At 68.2% G+C, this 18219-nt stretch carries 13 protein-coding genes and 1 pseudogene; 11 read left to right on the top strand and 3 right to left on the bottom strand.

Going from position 1 to position 18219, the window contains the following annotated elements; translation table 11 throughout:
- Positions 1-142: 142 nt before the first annotated feature.
- The 8 genes from ACFY4A_RS15285 to ACFY4A_RS15250 all read left to right on the top strand — a co-directional run bounded on the left by ACFY4A_RS15285 (position 143) and on the right by ACFY4A_RS15250 (position 11394).
- Positions 143-955 carry a sugar phosphate isomerase/epimerase family protein gene (locus tag ACFY4A_RS15285; protein WP_390829906.1) on the top strand — a complete coding sequence of 271 codons (813 nt, stop codon included), beginning with the start codon at positions 143-145 and terminating at the stop codon, positions 953-955.
- Complete coding sequence (locus ACFY4A_RS15280) at positions 952-2250, top strand: nitrate/nitrite transporter (protein WP_390829905.1); 1299 nt, start codon at positions 952-954, stop codon at positions 2248-2250. The genes ACFY4A_RS15285 and ACFY4A_RS15280 overlap by 4 nt, the downstream gene beginning before the upstream one ends.
- A gap of 749 nt (positions 2251-2999) precedes the next feature.
- The gene (locus tag ACFY4A_RS15275) at positions 3000-4628 is read left to right on the top strand and encodes a GMC family oxidoreductase (protein ID WP_390829903.1); all 1629 of its coding nucleotides are present in this window, start codon (positions 3000-3002) and stop codon (positions 4626-4628) included.
- A gap of 10 nt (positions 4629-4638) precedes the next feature.
- A complete protein-coding gene (locus tag ACFY4A_RS15270; protein ID WP_390829902.1) occupies positions 4639-5031 on the top strand; it encodes a gluconate 2-dehydrogenase subunit 3 family protein in 393 nt (130 codons plus the stop codon).
- A gap of 119 nt (positions 5032-5150) precedes the next feature.
- Positions 5151-6677 carry an aminobutyraldehyde dehydrogenase gene (locus tag ACFY4A_RS15265; RefSeq protein ID WP_390829901.1) on the top strand — a complete coding sequence of 509 codons (1527 nt, stop codon included), beginning with the start codon at positions 5151-5153 and terminating at the stop codon, positions 6675-6677.
- Positions 6674-8119, top strand: coding sequence for a purine-cytosine permease family protein (locus tag ACFY4A_RS15260; protein WP_390829900.1), 1446 nt, complete (start codon positions 6674-6676; stop codon positions 8117-8119). The genes ACFY4A_RS15265 and ACFY4A_RS15260 overlap by 4 nt, the downstream gene beginning before the upstream one ends.
- A 74-nt stretch (positions 8120-8193) precedes the next feature.
- Positions 8194-9183 carry an agmatinase gene (gene speB, locus ACFY4A_RS15255; RefSeq protein WP_390829899.1) on the top strand — a complete coding sequence of 330 codons (990 nt, stop codon included), beginning with the start codon at positions 8194-8196 and terminating at the stop codon, positions 9181-9183.
- A gap of 678 nt (positions 9184-9861) precedes the next feature.
- On the top strand, positions 9862-11394 hold the full coding sequence (locus tag ACFY4A_RS15250) for a PucR family transcriptional regulator (RefSeq protein WP_390829898.1): 1533 nt from the start codon (positions 9862-9864) through the stop codon (positions 11392-11394).
- Between the two features lie 196 nt (positions 11395-11590).
- On the opposite strand, the gene ACFY4A_RS15245 is transcribed toward ACFY4A_RS15250, so the two are convergent.
- Both ACFY4A_RS15245 and ACFY4A_RS15240 read right to left on the bottom strand, forming a co-directional pair.
- Positions 11591-12796: an MFS transporter gene (locus tag ACFY4A_RS15245; RefSeq protein WP_390829897.1), complete on the bottom strand. Its 1206-nt coding sequence runs from the start codon at positions 12794-12796 to the stop codon at positions 11591-11593.
- A 40-nt stretch (positions 12797-12836) separates the two neighbouring features.
- Entirely contained in the window at positions 12837-13124 is a 288-nt protein-coding gene (locus tag ACFY4A_RS15240; RefSeq protein WP_390829896.1) for a hypothetical protein, read from the bottom strand.
- A gap of 76 nt (positions 13125-13200) precedes the next feature.
- Here ACFY4A_RS15240 and ACFY4A_RS15235 point away from each other — a divergent pair.
- A pseudogene (locus ACFY4A_RS15235) lies at positions 13201-13524 on the top strand (transposase family protein); the annotation flags it as partial.
- A gap of 85 nt (positions 13525-13609) precedes the next feature.
- Here the strand turns inward: ACFY4A_RS15235 and ACFY4A_RS15230 are convergent.
- Positions 13610-14461 (bottom strand): Gfo/Idh/MocA family oxidoreductase, encoded by an 852-nt coding sequence (locus ACFY4A_RS15230; RefSeq protein ID WP_390829913.1) that lies wholly within the window; start codon positions 14459-14461, stop codon positions 13610-13612.
- Positions 14462-14896: 435 nt separating this feature from the next.
- Here ACFY4A_RS15230 and ACFY4A_RS15225 point away from each other — a divergent pair, with 435 nt between their 5' ends.
- Both ACFY4A_RS15225 and ACFY4A_RS15220 read left to right on the top strand, forming a co-directional pair.
- A complete protein-coding gene (locus tag ACFY4A_RS15225; RefSeq protein WP_390829895.1) occupies positions 14897-17851 on the top strand; it encodes an FG-GAP-like repeat-containing protein in 2955 nt (984 codons plus the stop codon).
- Between the two features lie 48 nt (positions 17852-17899).
- Positions 17900-18145, top strand: a complete 246-nt coding sequence (locus tag ACFY4A_RS15220) for a hypothetical protein (protein ID WP_390829914.1) — start codon at positions 17900-17902, stop codon at positions 18143-18145.
- Positions 18146-18219: the final 74 nt, after the last annotated feature.

Below are 18219 nucleotides of genomic sequence, written 5' to 3'. Positions count from 1 at the left end.
GATCCGCGAGTTCACCCTCGCCTACGACGACGAGGCCCGACCGTTCCGCTGGACCTACGACGGAACCCCACTCAAAGCCGCATAACCCTCGCAAGATCAATGCGGCGCTGCACTAGACGGCGAGGAGCGCAGTCTGAGCCGAATGAACGACGACCAGCTTCGGGCCTTCGCCGCCCGTGCCCGCGGCTACGGCCTGGCCTTGCACCTCGAGATCAGCACGACCGAGCGTGAACCCGTGGACGAGGCCGTCCGGATCGCCGGCATCCTCGGCGTCCAGCACATTCGCGTCTACTCCCGTTACGAAGGGCAGCTGTCGCAGGTGCTGTCGCGCATCGAGGACGACCTGCGTCGCCTCGGCGACCTCGCCGACACCCACGACCTGCACTTCTCGTTCGAGCAGCACGAAGAACTGCGCTCCGGCGAGATCGCTCAGCTGCTGCGCACCGTCGGCCACCCCCGCCTGCACGCGATGTTCGACTTCGGCAACATGATCAACGCGTGCGAACGGCCGATGGACGCCCTGGCCCAGCTGGCCCCGCACATCCTGCAAACGCACCTGAAGGGCGTGCACGTCCTTCCTGAGGGCGACGGGTTCGGCCACCGCGGCGTGCTGCAGGGCAGCCCGGAGGACGACCTGCCGGGGGCGCGGATGTTGTTCGACCTGCTCATGCTCGGCGACGAAGAGCCGCAGGTCATCACCTTCGCGCTCGAACAGGAGAACCTGTACTACGCGCCCGCCTTCCGCCATCACAGCGACGGTGACGACCCCTTCATCCCCTACCGGGAACTGAGCACCACTGGCCTTCCCGAGGGATGGACGCTGCGCGACCTGCTCGCCGCCGAGCCCGGCTGGGCCGTCGACCAGGTCGTCCACGTGCGCGGGCTGCTCGCCCGGATGCGCGAACTCGCTGCGGCTCGCCTGGCCGCCGCCGACGCCCTGGCAGGTACGCGATGACGAACACCATGATCAAGACCGCGCCGGCCAGTACCGGGTTCGACAAGGCCAAATGGGCGCGCTTCGCGGTCCTCGTGATGGCGGGCGGCACCATCTACAAGCTCGCCAACATCAAGGACGTCTTCTACGTCCCGATGCAGCAGCAGATGGGGCTGAGCAACACCGAGATCGGTGCGCTACTGAGCGTGAACTCGATCGTCGCGACAGCACTGTTCGTGGTCGGAGGGTACCTGGCTGACCGGTTCTCGACCCGCATCCTGATTCCGCTCGGACTGATCGGCGCGGGCGGGCTCGGGCTCTATATGAGCACGTTCCCCGGGTACGGGCAGCTGGTGCCGATCTTCGCGGTGCTGGCCGTCTGCTCCGACTGCCTGGTCTGGCCGGCACTGCTCAAGAGCATCCGGCGCCTGGGTGGGCCGGAGGAACAGGGGCGGCTGTTCGGCTTTCTCGAGGGCGGTCGCGGCGTCGTCGACACACTGGTTGCCTTCTCGGCCCTCGGCGTCTTCGCCCTGCTCGGCTCGGGCACCGCCGGCTTCCGTGCCGCGATCGCCTTCTACGCGCTGATTGACGTCGCCGTCGGCGTGCTCCTGTTCTTCCTGCTGCGTGACCAGGGCCCCGAGCCCGCCGTGGATACGCCGAAGAAGAAGCGCGTCGGCCTCAGCGAGATCCTGCATGCCGCCCGGCTGCCGCAGCTGTGGTGGGTCAGTGCAACCGTGTTCATGGCGTACGTCGTGTACTGCGGTCTGACATACTTCATCCCCTACCTCACGTACGTGTACGGACTGCCGGCCGCCCTCGCCGGCGCCTACGGCATCATCAACCAGTACGGCCTCAAGATTCTCGGCGGCCCGCTCGGCGGCGTACTCGTCGACAAGGTCTTCAAGGGGGCCAGCAGGTACCTCCGTCTCGCGTTCGCGTGCCTGATCCCCGTCACGGCGATCATCCTGCTGCTGCCGGCCGGTGGGCAGAACCAGATCCCCGCGATGGCCGCCTGCCTGCTGTTCTCACTGATCATCTTCACGATGCGCGGTGTGTTCTGGGCGCCCATGGACGAGGTCGGCGTCCCCAACCAGGTCAGCGGCACCGCGTTCGGCATCGCCTGCCTCGTCGGTTACGCCCCGGGGATGTTCGCCTTCCTCGTGTACGGCGCGATCCTCGATGCCAACCCGGGTGCGGCCGGGTACCACCTGGTGTTCATCCTGATGGCCGCACTCGCACTGGTGGGTGCGGGAGTCGCAACCGGCCTGGCACGTGTGGCTCGCGCGCATCGTACCGCCGCCGTGTGGGGGAGCTGAGCCCGCTCCGCGCGGGGGGCGACATGATCGCTCGTCGCACCCGCCGGCGCCATCGCCAGACTGTGCTTGTGTTCGGTGAGCCACGATGCCCGTGCCCGTGCTGGAGGCCGTTCGCGCTCCCCGGGGCGGGCGCGGGCGGCCCCGCACCCGCCCCGACCGGGTCCTGGGTGACAAGGCGTAGTGACAGCCGCCGCGGACATCGATGGCGATCCCCGTCCCCGGATCGGCGACTCGGGAGCGAGTGCCGTTCGCTACTGCTTCCTGGGTCAGGGACGGCGCACCCACCAGGCGCTCGGCGATCCTCGGAGCTGGGCCTGCAGCTCGGTGAACAGCTGGCGCAGCTTCGGTTCGGTGTTGGGCAGCCGCTTGTTGAACACAGAGCCTGGCTCACCCTCACTCGGGATCGGCGCTCGTGCCCCTGATCAGCGGTCTGCGGATGCCTCCGATGCCCGGCGACGGCACCCTTTCGATCGTGATCGACTGGGAATCGCAGTCCTGCCGGGCACAGAGGCCGGGAGACCCGGTGCGGGGCACCGCCTCGGATGCGTCGGGTTGTGCATTTGCTCAAATCGAACCGTCTCGCTTGTGGCGGATGAACCTGGCGTCGCCGGGGGCGGGCCGAAGCATTCTGGGTGAGGGGCATTCGATCCCCTGGTTCGGCAGGCATCTGGGAGTCGACCGGACCGGAAAGGCCCACCGAGGTGGGCGCAAACGTGCCCGCAGCGGACTGAGCGAGCGGAGAGCTACTGGTGAACACGCAGAACGACCACGGGGATGCGGATGTGCTCATCGTGGGTGCCGGCGCCTCAGGTGGGGTGGCGGCCCTGGAGCTGGCCAGCCGCGGATTTCGTGTGGTCTGCTTGGAGCAGGGAGACTGGGCTCTTCCCGATGACTTCACGGGCGGCAAGCCCGAGTGGGAGCTGACCCGCCTCAAGCAGTGGCACCCCAGCCCGAATGTGCGCGGGCGGGAGAGCGACTACCCGGTCGGCACAAAGGAGAGCCCGATCGAGCCGTTGATGTTCAACGGCGTGGGTGGCAGCACCATCCTGTTCTCCGGGCATTGGGTCCGGGCACTGCCCTCCGACTTCCGGGTCCGGACTCTCGACGGGGTCGCGGATGACTGGCCGTTCACCTACGAGGACCTGCGGCCGTTCTACGACGAGGTCACCCACCACATCGGCGCGTCCGGACTCGACGGCGACCCGGCGTACCCGGACCCGCACACGTTCCCGCTGCCGCCGATGCCGATCGGCAAGTACGGCCTCGCCGCCGCGAAGGGCATGGACAAGCTCGGCTGGCACTGGTGGCCCGCCCCGAACGCCATCGCGTCGCGCAAGTTCAAGAACCGACCCGCGTGCCTGCGCTACGGCGCCTGCGAGTCGGGATGCCCGACCGGGGCGAAGGCGAGCACCGACTTCACGCACTGGCGCGATGCGATCGCCGCCGGTGCTGTGCTGGTGACCGGGGCCCGGGTGCGACAGCTCACGGTCGACAACCGGGGTCTGGTGACCGGTGCCGAGTACGTCGACCGCGCCGGAGTCGTTCGCCACCAAGCCGCAGGCGTGACCGTGCTGGCCGCCAACGGGATAGGCACCCCGCGACTGTTGCTCAACTCGGCCTCTGCGCAGTTCCCCGACGGTCTGGCGAACTCCTCGGGGCTGGTCGGCAAGCGGCTCATGGTGCATCCCTACGCCTCGGTGTACGGGACCTACGAGGAGGAGCTCGAGACCTGGCTCGGCCCGACCGGGCAGTCACTGCAGTCGATGCAGTTCTACGAGACCGATACCAGCCGCGGATTCGTGCGCGGGGCGAAATGGAACCTGATGCCGACCGGCGGCCCACTCACCCACACCCTGTGGGAGCCGGGCGAGGACTGGCGCGACGCCTTCGGGCCCGCCTTCCACACCCGGTTGCGCACAACCTTCGGACGATACACCGAGTGGGGGATCACCACCGAGGACCTGCCCGAGGACCACAACGAGGTCGTGCTTGACCCAGGTGCCACAGACTCCGACGGCATCCCGGTGCCCAGGATTCGCTACACCATCAGCGAGAACACCGAACGCATGCTCAAGTTCCATGTCGACCGGGCAATCGAGGCCCACCTGGCCGCGGGCGCGACCTCGGTGCACCCCATCCCCGTCGTTCGGGAAAGCGGCTGGCACCTCCTGGGCACCACGCGCATGGGTACCGATCCCGCCACCTCCGTCGTCGACGGGTACGGCCGCACGCACGACGTGCCGAACCTTTTCATCATCGACGGGAGCGTGTTCGTCACCTCCACCGGCGTCAACCCGACCGCGACCATCATGGCGGTCGCGCTGCGGTCGATGCGCCACCTCGCCGACAACCGCCACAACCAGCCCGCCGCCGACTGAGGACACCGTGATGCTCGATCCCGACCAGCGACGTACCTTCGCCGCACTCGCCGACGTACTGATTCCCGCGTCCGATCCGATGCCCTCGGCCACCGCCGCAGGTGTGCCGGATGTGCTGCTCGACCAGGTGCTCGGCTACCGGCCGGACCTGGCCGAACCGTTCGCCGAGGCGGTTGCCTCGTGCACGGGCAAGGACCCGGAAGCTGCTCTGGACGCGCTCTCCGCGCAGCAACCCGAGCAGTTCCAGGCCCTCACTGTGCTGACCTCCGGCGCCTATTTCCTGAGCCCCCGGACGAAGGCCGCGCTCGCCTACGACCCTCCGCCACGCACGGCCTACGACGACGTCAACTCCTACATCGACATATTGGCCACCGTCGTCGATCGCGGCTTCGCGATCCGTTGAGCTCGCGGCCTGTGCATCTGCACAACCAGGTCGGCGTGCTTCTGCTGAGCAGTTGGACCGGTGCGCCGTAGGTGGGCGCACCGGCCGTGAACCCAGGAACACGAACGAAGGATTCCAAGATGATCGAGGCGCAAACGCAGGTCCCCGTGGCTCGCCTGGGAGGTGGCCTGGCGCCGGTCGGTGCGGAGACCGCGGTGTTGACGCACTTCGTCAACGGTGCCAGCTGGGAGGGCACCGGGACGGAGACGCAACCGGTGTTCAACCCCGCGACGGAACAGCCGATTGCACAGGCCCTGTGCGGCACGCCGGCTGATGTCGACAAGGCGGTGGCCGCCGCCAAAGCGGCGTTGCCCGGCTGGCGGCAGCGGACGCCGAAGGACCGCGCCGACGTGCTGCTCAGGGCCGCGGCGGTGCTGGAAGCCAACGCCGAGGAGCTGGCGCGCCTGGAGTCGGTCAACACCGGCAAGCCGATGCCGCTGGCCCGCGACGATGTCGCCGGGACGATCGACACGCTGCAGTTCATGGCTGGTGCGGTCCGGACGCAGCTGAGTCTGAGCGCCGGAGAGTACGTGACCGGCCGCACGTCGATGATCGTGCGGGAGCCGGTCGGGGTAGTGGCCGCAATCACGCCGTGGAACTACCCCCTGCTAACGGCGGCATGGAAGATCGCGCCGATCCTGGCGGTCGGCAACACTTGCGTATTGAAGCCGTCGGATCAGACACCGCTGACCGCCCTGCGCATGGCCGAGCTTCTGGCCGAGGTGTTTCCCGCAGGGGTACTCAACGTTGTCACTGGTGCCGGATCGGTGGTCGGCGAGGCGCTCGCGACTCACCCGGACGTTGCGCTTGTGTCGGTGACGGGCAGCGTGCGGAGCGGACAGGCGGTGGCCGGCGCGGCCGCAACCACGCTCAAGCGCGTGCACCTCGAGCTCGGCGGTAAGGCACCGGTCATTGTGTTCGCGGACGCCGACCTCGACGCGGTCGCAGAAGGCATCCGGTTCGCCGGATTCGGCAACTCGGGCCAGGACTGCGGCGCGGCCTGCCGGATCCTCGTGGAGCAGTCCGTCCACGGCGAACTGCTGAAGCGTCTCGTGCCCCGGGTGGAGTCGCTGGTCGTCGGTGACCCGGCGGCCGGGGATCACATCGAGATGGGGCCACTCGTCTCGAAGACCCACCGCGACAGCGTGCTCGGCTTCCTCGAGCGTGCCTTCGCGGAAGGAGCGCGGGCGGCGACGGGCGGGAGGGCCCCGGAAGGCGACGGTTACTTCGTGCTTCCGACGGTGCTGGTGGACATCCCGGACGGTGCCGAGTGCATTCGTGAGGAGATCTTCGGGCCCGTGGTCACGATGGAGACCTTCACCGATGAGGATGCCGCAGTCGAGGCGGCCAACGGCACCGCCTACGGGCTGTCCGCCTCGGTCTGGACCGAGGACGCCCGTCGCGCCGCCGATCTGCCCGGCCGGCTGGACTTCGGCACCGTGTGGGTCAACGACCACCTCGCATTCGCCACCGAAATGCCGTGGGGCGGGTTCAAGTCCTCTGGCTACGGGCGCGACCTGTCGGCGTATGCGCTCGATGACTACTCGCGTACCAAGCACGTCATGTTCAACCGGGCTCGATACGCTGACGAGACGGAGCAGCCATGAGTGAGCAACTGGCTGGGCGGCGCGAGTCCGCTTCCAGCATCGAGTCGGCGACGATCCAGCCGATCCCGCTCGGCCAGCGGCATGGCACGAACCGGGACATGTTCACAATCTGGTTCGGCACGAACATCATGATCCTTTCCATTGTCACCGGAGGACTTGCCACCACGCTGTTCGGCCAACCGGCCTGGTCGGCCGCGCTGGGCATCATCGTCGGGAACCTTTTCGGTGCGATCTTCATGGCGCTGCACTCCGCCCAGGGGCCGCGGCTCGGGGTGCCTCAGATGGTCCAAACCAAGGGGCAGTTCGGGTCCTGGGGTGCGCTGCTGATCGTCCTGATCGTGGTGGTCATGTACGTCGGATTCTTCATCTCGATCCTGGTCTTCGGAGGACAGTCGCTGGCGTCGGTGATACCGCACTTGAGCAGCAAGGCCGGCATCGTGCTGCTCGCGGCGGCCAGCATCGCGGCCACGATCTGGGGCTACAGGCTGATCCACGCCTATGCGCGGACCATGACCTACGCCTCGGGTGCTGTCCTGCTGCTGGCGTTCGTCTGGGCGTTCGTCGTCCACCCCGTGCCGCACACTTTCTTCAGCACCGGTGAGGTCACCCTGTCCGGGTTCATGAGCACCGTGTCGGTGGCCGCGGTCTGGCAGATCGCCTACGCGCCGTACGTCTCGGACTACTCCCGTTATATGCCGGCCAAGACCGGCTCCCGGCCAGCGTTCTGGATGAGCTACTGGGGCACCAGCATCGGCTCGATCCTGCCCATGTTCCTGGGTGCGGGCATCGGGCTGCTCCTGCCCGGCGCGGACCCCATTGCTGCCTTGACCAAGGCAACCGCCGGGATCAGTCTGCTGGTCGTGGCCGTGTTCAGCATCGGGGTCGCAGCGACGAACGCGATGAACCTGTACTGCGGCACCCTGTGCACGATCACGATCGCGCAGACCTTCCTGCCGCGGTTCACAGCTCGCAGCCGCGAGCGTGCGGTGGTCGCGACCGGACTGTGCACGATCGCAACCGCCGTGGCCCTCACCTCCGGGAGCGGCTTCGTCGCCACTTACAACAACTTCCTCACCCTGCTGCTCGGCTCTCTGGTCCCGTGGACCGCGGTCAACCTGGTCGACTTCTACCTGGTGCGCCACGGTGACTACGCCGTCGAGGACTTCTTCAAGCGCGACGGCGGTCGCTACGGCCGGGTGAACTGGCCCGCGGTGCTCTGCTACCTGATCGGTGTCGCGGTGCAGATCCCGTTCATGATCATCGGGACCGCCTACACCGGCCCGATCGCCAAGGCGCTCGGCCACACCGACATCTCTTTCATCGCCGGCCTGCTCGTCGTCTCGCCGTTGTACTACTTCACGGTGAAGGCGGTGGCCCGGCTGCGGACGGCCATGGCTGTCGAGGAGGTCCCCGCGCTCGTCCAGAGCGAGACCGGAGCCTGAGCCCACCGGTGCGCCGGGCACCTGGCCCGGCTCCCCGTCGCAGCTTGCCCCCCATCTTGATCGGAGACAAACCCATGAACGGCCACAAGCCCATCGGTGCCCTCGAAGCCACCATGGTCCCGCGCTTCGCCGGCCTCGGCACCTTCGCCCGGGTCCCTTCCGTCGAGGCCGTGCCCGACTACGACATCGCGGTGCTCGGCGTACCGTTCGACGGCGGTACGTCGTACCGGCCGGGCGCCCGGTTCGGGCCGATGGGCATCCGGCAAGCGTCCCGGCACCTGCGGCCGCGGTTCCACGTCGAGCTCGATACGGCGCCCTTGGAGGCGGTCCAGGTCGTAGACGCCGGTGACGTGCCGTGCACGCCGTACTCCATCGACGAGGCGATGGGCCAGATCGAGGGGTTCGCCCGTGAGGTCGTCGGCCAACGTGACCGGCGACTGGTGACGCTCGGTGGCGACCACACCGTCGCGCTGCCGATGCTGCGCGCGGCACGGGACAAGCACGGCCCGATCGCTCTGATCCACTTCGACGCCCACCTCGACACGTGGGACACCTACTTCAAGGCTCCGATCACGCACGGCACCGTGTTCCGCCGCGCGTTCGAGGAGGGCCTGCTTGTCGAGGACAAGTCGATCCACGTCGGCATCCGCGGTCCCATCTACGACCAGCTCGACCTCGTCGACGACGCGTCGTTCGGCTTCAGGGTCATCCGAGCCGGGGACCTCGACGTCCTGGGTATCGACGGAGCCGTCGATGTCGTGCGGCAGCGGGTCGGTGACGCACCGGTCTACCTCTCAATCGACATCGACGTGCTCGACCCCGCGTTCGCGCCGGGCACGGGTACGCCGGAGATGGGCGGGTTCACCAGCCGCGAGCTGCTGCACCTGCTACGTCGGCTCGACGGTCTCAACCTCATCGGGGCCGACGTCGTCGAGACCGCACCGGCGTACGACCACGCCGAGATCACCTGTGTCGCGGCCGCCACGGTGGCCTTCGACCTCATCACCCTGATGAGCAAGACCGATATGCGCACTCCTGACCGCCCGGCTGCCGCCACGGCCTGACGTTGGCGGCGCAGTGCTGGGAGCGTTGGCTGGGCGACCGCTAGCCGCATGGGTCGCACGTCACCTCCCGAAGGACTTCCACCCTCCATGACTCATCGTCATCCCACTGCTCGGTGTGCTTCCTGGCTTCAACACACACTGTGGATCCCCTTGTACTGCTCCAGGGGTGGTCATAGCTCTTATGGCCACCCCGCTCCACCACTCGACGCGGCCGATCGCCCCGTTGCGCTGCGGGTTACCACGAGGTCGTCATGGCAATCCACCCGATGGCACCGGCACCAGTCCGCTCTCCTGCGGGCCAACACAGGAGGAGCCGTGCCAGGAGCCTGGAAGGGCCTGGGAGGCTGGTAGCATCCCGCCCCACGCAGGCCGCCATACCGGACCGGCAGATGCAAGCCCCGGTCGGCGGGGCGACGCAGATCCGGTGCATCGAGCGCACCGCCGTCGTCGCGGCCCGGGCAATCAACACGTGCGGCTCGCAATCGACGGCGACGAACCGTACGGTGAGCCCCGGCAAGGCGTTCAGGGCGACGAGCGACACCGGGTGCGGCACGCACGTGAAATAGCAGGTGACGGGCGCGTGGCAGGCCGGTCAGTGAACGTGACCGAGCGCTGACCGCGCCCGCCACTTCTACACGAATAGGTGATATCGACTGCTATGTGGACTATTGTCCTGTCATGATGATCACGGTTGCGGAACTGCTGGAGATGCCGCACCTGCGGCTTCGCCTCTTGTCTGGCCGAGACGGGCTGAAACGGGAGGTCAACTGGACGCACACTTGCGACCTGCCTGAGCCGTGGCAGTGGCTGACCGGCGGAGAGCTGCTGATGACCAACGGCATGTCCTTTCCGAAGGCGGCTCGCGAGCAGGAGGAGCTTGTGAGACGGCTTGTGGACGCCGGTGCCAGTGCTCTTGCGATCGGCGAACAAATGTACTGCCCGCCGCTCACCGCGCGGTTCACCAGGGCCAGCGATTCGCTCGCCCTCCCGGTGCTCTCGGTGGAGTACCCAATGCCGTTCGTCGCGATTTCGCGCGAGGTGGCGGCGGCTAACCTGCCGCAGCAGTCGGACCGGCTGATTCGAACCGAGCGGATATATCACGCCCTGCAACGCTCGGTCACCGAAAAGCGTAAGCCATCCCAGCTGGCCACCGCATTGTCGCAGCAGCTGGGCTGTGAGCTGCACGTGTGCCATCGCGAGTCCGCCGAACCGTGGTTTCCCGGCAGCCCTGAACCCGACGCGAGACTTCGCGAGGCCATATCTCAGGCCGGACCCGGATCCCGACAGGTCAGCGCCGGTGCGTTCGTCACGCGTCTGAGTGACGGTCGGGAGCTGCGTCTGGCAGACATTCCCACCCAGACCGGTGCCGTGCTCGTCCTGGTGTCTGACGGGCGGAACGTGCTCGATGCCATCCTCATGCAGCACGCTGCGACCGTGATCGCCCTCGAGATGTCGCAAGCGTTGGTGGACCTGGAGCACTGCCACCGCCAGGGTGCCGAGTCACTGGCCCGGCTCATGGACGGCCGTACCGAGCCCAGGAGCGGACACAGCCAGCTCCGCGAGGCGGGCATCGACCCGACCTCCGCGATCCTGTACGCCGTCTCCTCCGACGACAGCGCCCGGCTGCGCGAGTTGCATATCGGCTTGTGGCGCAATGGGGTTCCGCATCTGGGCGTGCACCGCTCTGGCGCTCTCTACCTACTGGCGCCAGACGAGGAGAGGGTACTGCGCGTCGTCCGTTCAAACGTCGGCCCCTCCGCATCGGTGGGAGTGAGCGCCGCGATCAAGACTGTGGATCGCATACCCGAGGCGGCACGGGAAGCCCGCTGGGCGAGCCGGTCAGCCGAGCGTGTTGAAACGCGTACCTTCCGCTACGGGGAGGCGACGCCGTTCCTCGGCGTTGCCGGCATCGAAGACGCGATCGCACTCGTCGACCGAGTGCTCGGGCGGCTCCTGGAGTACGAGTCGAGCCGCCGAGGAGAGCTCCTGCCCACCCTCGAGAGCTTCTTCGACAATCAACGCTCCTGGCAGAAGACGGCGGACGCCTTGCATGTGCATCGGCAGACAGTGCTCTATCGCATCCGCAAGGTCGAAGACATCACCGGGCTCAACCTCGACCGCACGCGGGACATCGCCGAGCTATGGCTTGCCTTGCAAGCGCGCTCGATGCTGCCGAGCACCGTTGAGCCGAAGGCAGGGGCCTCGCCCTGAGTGGTGGACACGCAGATCTCGCCGACCAGCTTCATCCCGGGCATGGTCGCGGTGAAGTCGCGGCCGATCAGGTCCGGGGCGGGCACTGGCCTTTCGGCCGGGTGGGTCAGGCCTTTCAGCCTGCGCCGTGTGACACCGCTTGATAGGTCGTGATTTCGCCAGGGCTGGCCACAGTGCGCAGGCTCTCGGGACAGCCTCAGCCGGACGTGCGTGGGCGGATCGCGCCGCGCAGGAGGAGTGTGGTGATCACGCTGCTCACCCCGGTCAGGGCGATCGCGAGGCCGACCGGGACGAATTCCGCGAACACGCCGAAGACCAGGGGTCCGATCCCCTGGATGGTCATGGTGGTGGTGTTGAGCAGTGCGAAACCCTGTCCTTGGAGGTCGGGCGGGACCGCCTCCAGGAAGCGTCGCTGTAGGCCGAGCAAGTAGGAGGATCCCATGCCGGTGACCACGTACACTGCGGCGATCGCCGGATACGGCAGGTCCAGGATGAGCGCGATCGAGGGCGTGCCCATCACCAGCAGCAGTGGCAGGACGAGTCGTTCTCGGGTGGCAGGCGCGAACGCTCGCCCAACTACGACGTCGCCGATGAGCATACCGACTGACGTGGCTGCCAATAGGGTGCCAGTGTCCGTTGGGCTGAACGCACGCTGCGCGGAGTACGGGATGAGCAGGCTTCCTGCTGCGGCCAAGTACGCGGCGGGCAGGCACTGGACCATGATCAGCTTGATGACCCCGGGGGCGGTGACGAGCGCGGCGTTACCTTGCAAGGTCTTACGCACGATCGACGCGCCCGTGCGGACCACCTCGGTGCGCGACAGGAACAGGCGGCTGATCACCGACGCGAGCAGGTGCGCCCCTGCGGTGACCAGCATCGTCCGATCCACGCCCAGCCACATGGTCAGCGCCCCACCAGCGGCCATGCCCACCATCTGTGCCGAAACCGCGACGAGGTAGGACAGCGAACGCCCAAGCACGTAGGTATCCCCGGTGAGGACCTCCGCCAGGACTCGGCCCGCGGCCCCGGTGGTGACCGGTGTCAGGCAGGCCACGGCCGCGACGAGGAGCAGGCTGACCGACACCGGGAGGTGTCCGAACGCGAGCAGCAGCCCGACCGCGCACTGGAGAGCGTAGCCCGTGGTGATGAGGGTCCGCGGCGAGAACCGGTCCGCCATCGCGGCAAGAAACAGGCCGCCTGCGGCTTGGGGGAGGAAGCCGATCGTCATCGCCATCGCCGTCAGCAACGGAGAGTTGGTCTGGCTGAACACCAGCACCGCCAGCGCGACGGACCGCAGCGTGTCCGACATAACGCCAAGCAGCCGACCTGCGAATATGGCACGGAACTGTGTGACCGCGAAGACCTGGCCATAGGTGGCCTTCGTCGTGACCATATCGGTCATGAGTAGGATGCTCCCGAAACTTTCTTGGGCCGGACCGCGTCTACCGGTTGATCGCGGTGATATGGGTTGGCAGGGCCCGCCACACCTCAGGTGTGCAGAAGTGGCCACCAGGCAGGGAATCGTGCCGGTACGGCCCCAACGCCAACTCTCGCCACTGGGCGGGTGCGTCCGCTTCGATCACCCCGTCGTCGGCACCGGCGAGGAACTGCAGCGGCATGGTGACCCCCGCGGCGCCGTTGTGGCGGAACGTGTCCCGCACGGCGATGTCTGCCCGCATGATCTCCACCGTCATCTCCTCTCCGTCTCCCGGGAACAGAATCAGCCCCACGTCGCCCTCTGCTTGTTCGTCGAGTGGGCCAAGGATCAGTCGGAAACGTCACGTCTGCAACTGAGATGATCCCGCGGTGGCTGGTGTGATCACGGCGTCAGAGTCGTCCTGGACAGCTCCGTTCAGCGGACTGAGCCCGCGTCTGTCCGGAAAGCTGGCGACCGTGCTGCGGCGAGACGGCGCGGACGCCGCTGCCAAGGGCCGACCGTGGGGGCTACCGCTGGAAGATCGGGTGCTGGTGGTGGTGGCCTACTGGCGAACGAACCTGACAATGCGCCAGCTCGCGCCCCTGTTCGGCGTCTCGAAGTCCGCCGCGGGCCGCATCATCGACTCGTTCGGGCCGATGCTCGCGCTCCGGCCCCGCAAGCGGTTCCGGAAGGACACCGTTCTCGTCGTGGACCGAAGACCTGCCCGACGAGAGGGCAGCCACCTGCGCCGGCTTCCTGCGACGAGCCACCGCATGTGGCCTTCACCAGGCCGGGAGGTCACCCCGAGGCCTGTCGCTCACTGCCGTACTCCTTGTGCATCATCCATACGGCCGCGTCCTGCGGGATACTGCGGCCGTCGAGCGGTGCGCTGGCCAGCAGCACGTCGACGTTGTGGTCCAGGGGCAGCGGCTTCGTGCCGAAGTTCACCACGCATCGCAGGCCTGCGCCGCGTTCGAAGCCGAACCACTCGCCGTTGTCGGGACCGTCGAGCTTCAGCGTGGCGTCGGAGACCAGGTGGCCTCGCCGCAGCCGTAGCGCTGCACGGTACAACGCCAGCATGGAGTTCCGGTCGTCGTCCTGCACCGTCGCTGTCAGTCCGGCCTTGCCGCCCAGATCGATCACGCAGTCGACCCGGTGTGGGACCACGCGCCCGACCCCGCGGCCGGAGGCCGGACGGTCCGAGCCCGCACCACGGGTCACCGACACCGTGATCCGCTCCTGTCCGTGCGGGCGCGGCCCGGGCACCGCGAGGAGTTCCTCGCGCCTGTCGGGCAGCCGTTCCCAGCGGGTGGCGTCCGCCTCATCGGTCCAGGCGGTGACGGTCGCGAAGGTGGGGATCCAGCCGGTGACGCGGGCTTCGGTGAAGCCGTAGTCCAGGCGCATCAACTGCCGCTCGGCGCGGTGCGCATGGGTGAAGGAGTGGGTGTGGGTGGCCACGGCACCGCCGGGATGGGTGGCGGTGGCCACCACGATGTCCACCGGCCCGCCGTCCCGGCGCACCGCGGTGCCCTGCACCGCGATCGGGTCGCTGCCCATCAGGGCGCTCGCCGCGTCGAAGAAGTGCACGCCGCGCTCGATGTGGATGCCGCCGCTGTGCGCAGGGTCCCAGAACCAGTGGTCCGGGCCCAGGTCCTCGTCGGAGGCGTCGTTCTCGAAAGCGAACCTTCGCCTCGTGTCTCACGGCTGAGCGGCTGGAAGCACAACGGGTGACGGCTCGTTGGCCGAGGTGACTGGGTATGTCGTGACCCACCTCGGGTCACGGTGCTCCGTCATGTCCGGACCGGCGCCACACACGGTCGGAAAACGCTCTCCGAGGATCTGTGAAGTGACTGTAAGATCAGCCCACTTGGGAGACGGGTGCGTTGGGGGATCAGGCGCGCCGGAGAGCGGTGCACGTCCCGTCTCGGGTACATAGGGAGGGTCTAGTTGGCTCGTCATGCCTCTGCACGTCCGAGTCTTGTCGCCGCCACAGCGGTCGTATCTCTGTCGCTGGCTGCCGGTCCGGCCTCCTGGACCGCTTCCGCCGATGCCGGGGCGTTCAGCGAGACCACGATTGCCGCGACCATGCGCGTCACACCGGGCGCCGGCTCTGTGGTGAGCGTCGGGCCTTCCGGGTTCCTGCACTCCGCCACCACCACGAACGGTCCCTCCGGACTGGAGTGGACGGGCGCGGACGGCTCGACCCGGAAGCTCGAGGGCACGCAGCCGCAAGACCCTGTGGAGTACTACGGAACGGCATCGGACGTCGTGGCGCTGCCGCCCAGCGGGGGCACGGGCGATGTCCTGCTGCGGAACATGGTCACCGACGAGACCACAACCGTCACTGTCCCCGCGGGGCAGAAGTACAGCAGAACGATCGGGACCACCGTGGTGACCCAGGGCGGAGGTGCCGACGGGAAGTGGACCGAGTTTCATCTGCTGAGCAACGAGAACGGGACCACGGTGGACCGTCGCGTGACGGGTCTTCCGGAGGGGGCCTACGGCCTCAGTGTCGGGCGGGCCGGCGTCCATGGGTTCCTCTCAAGTCTGAAGGTCCCCGGGGAGGACCTCGGACAGTTCGCCTGGGTCGATCTCCGTACCGCGGAGGCCACGTTCCTGCCGTACGGCACGGTGTACGGGAATTCCGTGGTGACCGCTCTTCATCTGGTCACCCCCTGGGCCGCCGGCGGCGTGCGGATCTATGAGCAGGGGCGGTTCGACACCCCCGTGCGCGAGGTTCAGGTCAGCCTCAAGGACGCCAAGGTTCTCGGCGTCGTCGGCGACTCGCTGATCGTGGGCCGCTATGACTCCTCGCTCGGTCGGAAGCAGTACCAGGCGTCCGTCTGGAGGGTCGTGGCCGTCCCCTTCGACGGTTCCGGCGAGCGGACGCTCCTCGCCCGCGCCGTGGCGGACCGTGCCGCCGTCCGGCCGGACGGCGGCCTTCAGGTCGTCGGCGGTCAGTCCGCGGACGACTATGGCTACCAGGACATCACCACCGGGGCGGACGGCGTACCGTACGCGACTCGTGTGCTGCGCATCCCGCCGGTCCCGATGCAGCTCCAGCGCCTGACGCTGGATCACGGCACCGTCAGGACCGTGGAGTACGGCGACCAAGCCACCTTCGCGTACGAGCGCCTGCTCACCGAAGCCGCGCCGGGATACGGCGAGCGTGTGCGGGTCGGCAGCCCGCCGGCCCCGTACGGCACGCTGTATCCCACCGGGGACGGCCGGACCGTGTACCGCGGGGCAGTGAGCGTGGACGGCGTCAGCCGGCCCAGGCTGTTCGTCGTGGGCAAGGGCGAGACGTTTCCTGGCACCCCCGTCGAAACGGGCCTCCCGGATTCCTTCAACACTTTCGAGGCCCAGATCAGGATCGTGGGGGCGTCCGAGAACCTGGTGCTGGTCGAGGGGGGACGTGCGGGCGGCGCCCGGGAACTCCGGGTCGTCGACATCGACTCCGGCAAGTTCCTGCACAAGGAGCCGTACCAGACGGGTGCGATCTGGGGGACCACTGTGTGGTTCTCGGCCCCGGGCGGCACGGTGACCGCCAAGGACGCGCGCACCGGGACCCCGCTGACATCCTTCGCGGTGAGCACCGGGTGCTCCACCGTGGTCGATCTGCAGGCTGTCGGCCGGTGGGTGTACTGGAAGTGCTACGTCAGCAACGCTCCGTACATCGCAGGCGTCTACGACCTCCAGTCCAGGAAGAGCATCCCGCTTCAATCCACCGGGCAGGCCCGCCTCGGCGACGGTGTCGTCGCCGTTGAGGGCGAGCGGGGGCTGGATGTCTACGGCCTGCAGACCGGGGCGGCCGTCCAGCGGTGGACGACCGACGCCGCGGGGCTCGTGGCGCTCGACCCGCGCAATGCTGATCTCGCGTACTCCACGCTGGACCAGGCCGTCCACGTCCTGAACACCGGGCGGCCCGAGGCGGCGCTGGTCTCTCCCTACCGGAACGTCACCGCGCGGGTGGAGACGGACGCGACGCCGCTGTCCTGGCGCGGCGAATGGTGGCTGTCCGAACCGGCGGCCTCCTGGAAGGTGGCGATACGCCACAAGGCCACGGGCCGGGTAGTGGCCACGCGCAGTGGCGGACCGGCCGCGTACTCGATCGCGACGACATGGAACGGCCGTGACACGACAGGCGGACTGCTTCCCAACGGTTCGTACACCTGGACGCTGACGGCTGATCCGGCGGACGGGCAGGGCGCGGCGTTGGTCCAGTCCGGCACGGTCCTGCTGACGGGTGGCGCGGCGGTGTGGCGGGACCATGTCGGCGGCTCGTCGCTGCCCGACGGTGTCGGCGACCTCCTGACGCTGAACTCCTCGGGATCGCTCACCTTCCACCAGGGGGACGGGGCCGGGAAGCTCTCCGGGAAGGTGTCGGCGAGTGGCTGGTCGACCTCAGTCAGAGCCGTGCCGTTCGGCGACCTCAGCGGCGACCGCTGCAACGACGTCCTGGTCCGGCTGAGCAGCGGCGCCCTGCGCCTGTACAAGCCGGCCTGCGGGGCGGCGCTGAAGCCGTCGACGTCGTACACCACCCTCGCCAGCGGCGGCTGGAGCCAGTACAACGTCCTGACCGCGCCCGGTGACGTGACCAAGGACGGCCGCCCCGACCTGATCGCCCGCAACGCCTCCACGGGTGCCGTCTACCTCTACAAGAGCACAAGCACCGGCAAGTTGTCCTCCCGCGTCAAGCTCTACGACAACTGGAAGGGCTACAAGAAGATCGTCGGCGCCGGAGACCTCAACGGCGACGGCATCGGCGACCTCCTCCTCCAGGACAAGGCCAACAACCTCTACCGTCTCAACGGCACCGGCAAGGGAACCTTCACGTCCCGGGTGAAGATCGCCGGCAACTGGGGCGGATCGTACGACGCGGTCGCCGGCGTAGGGGACATCACCGGCGACGGCAGGGCCGACATCGTCGCCCGGGACACCGCGGGGAACCTCTACCGGCAGAACGGCACCGGCAAGGGCACCTTCGGCTCACGTACGAAGATCGCGAGCGGCTGGGCCGGCTACAAGGGCCTTTTCTAGCCCCGCTGTGGCGCATGTCACGCCCTCGGCGAGGGAATCGCCGGGGGCATGACACCGGGCAGTGCGCACAGGGCGATCGCCCAGGCCGGGGCGGCCCTGGCGAAGGTCTGGGTACTGCATCGCGTCCCGCAGGACTCGGCTCCTGGGCAGCGACTGCTGGCCCGATTACCGCTGCCCTGGCTGCGGGTGCCGCGCGTGCTCGGCGTCGACGACTTCGCGCTCAAGCGTCGCCACTGCGGCGATGCCCGACGGATGGCCGAACTCGCCGTCCTCTGCCGTGTGCAGCCCGGGTGACTACCGTGCGCGAGCGCGGGGTCCTATGGCGGAACGCTTCCCATCCACGCCTTCCCGAACGGAACTCCCTGCCG

It is taken from the genome of Streptomyces sp. NPDC001292 (assembly GCF_042896465.1).
Classification (GTDB): domain Bacteria; phylum Actinomycetota; class Actinomycetes; order Streptomycetales; family Streptomycetaceae; genus Streptomyces.
This window is presented reverse-complemented; position numbering and strand designations above follow the sequence as displayed.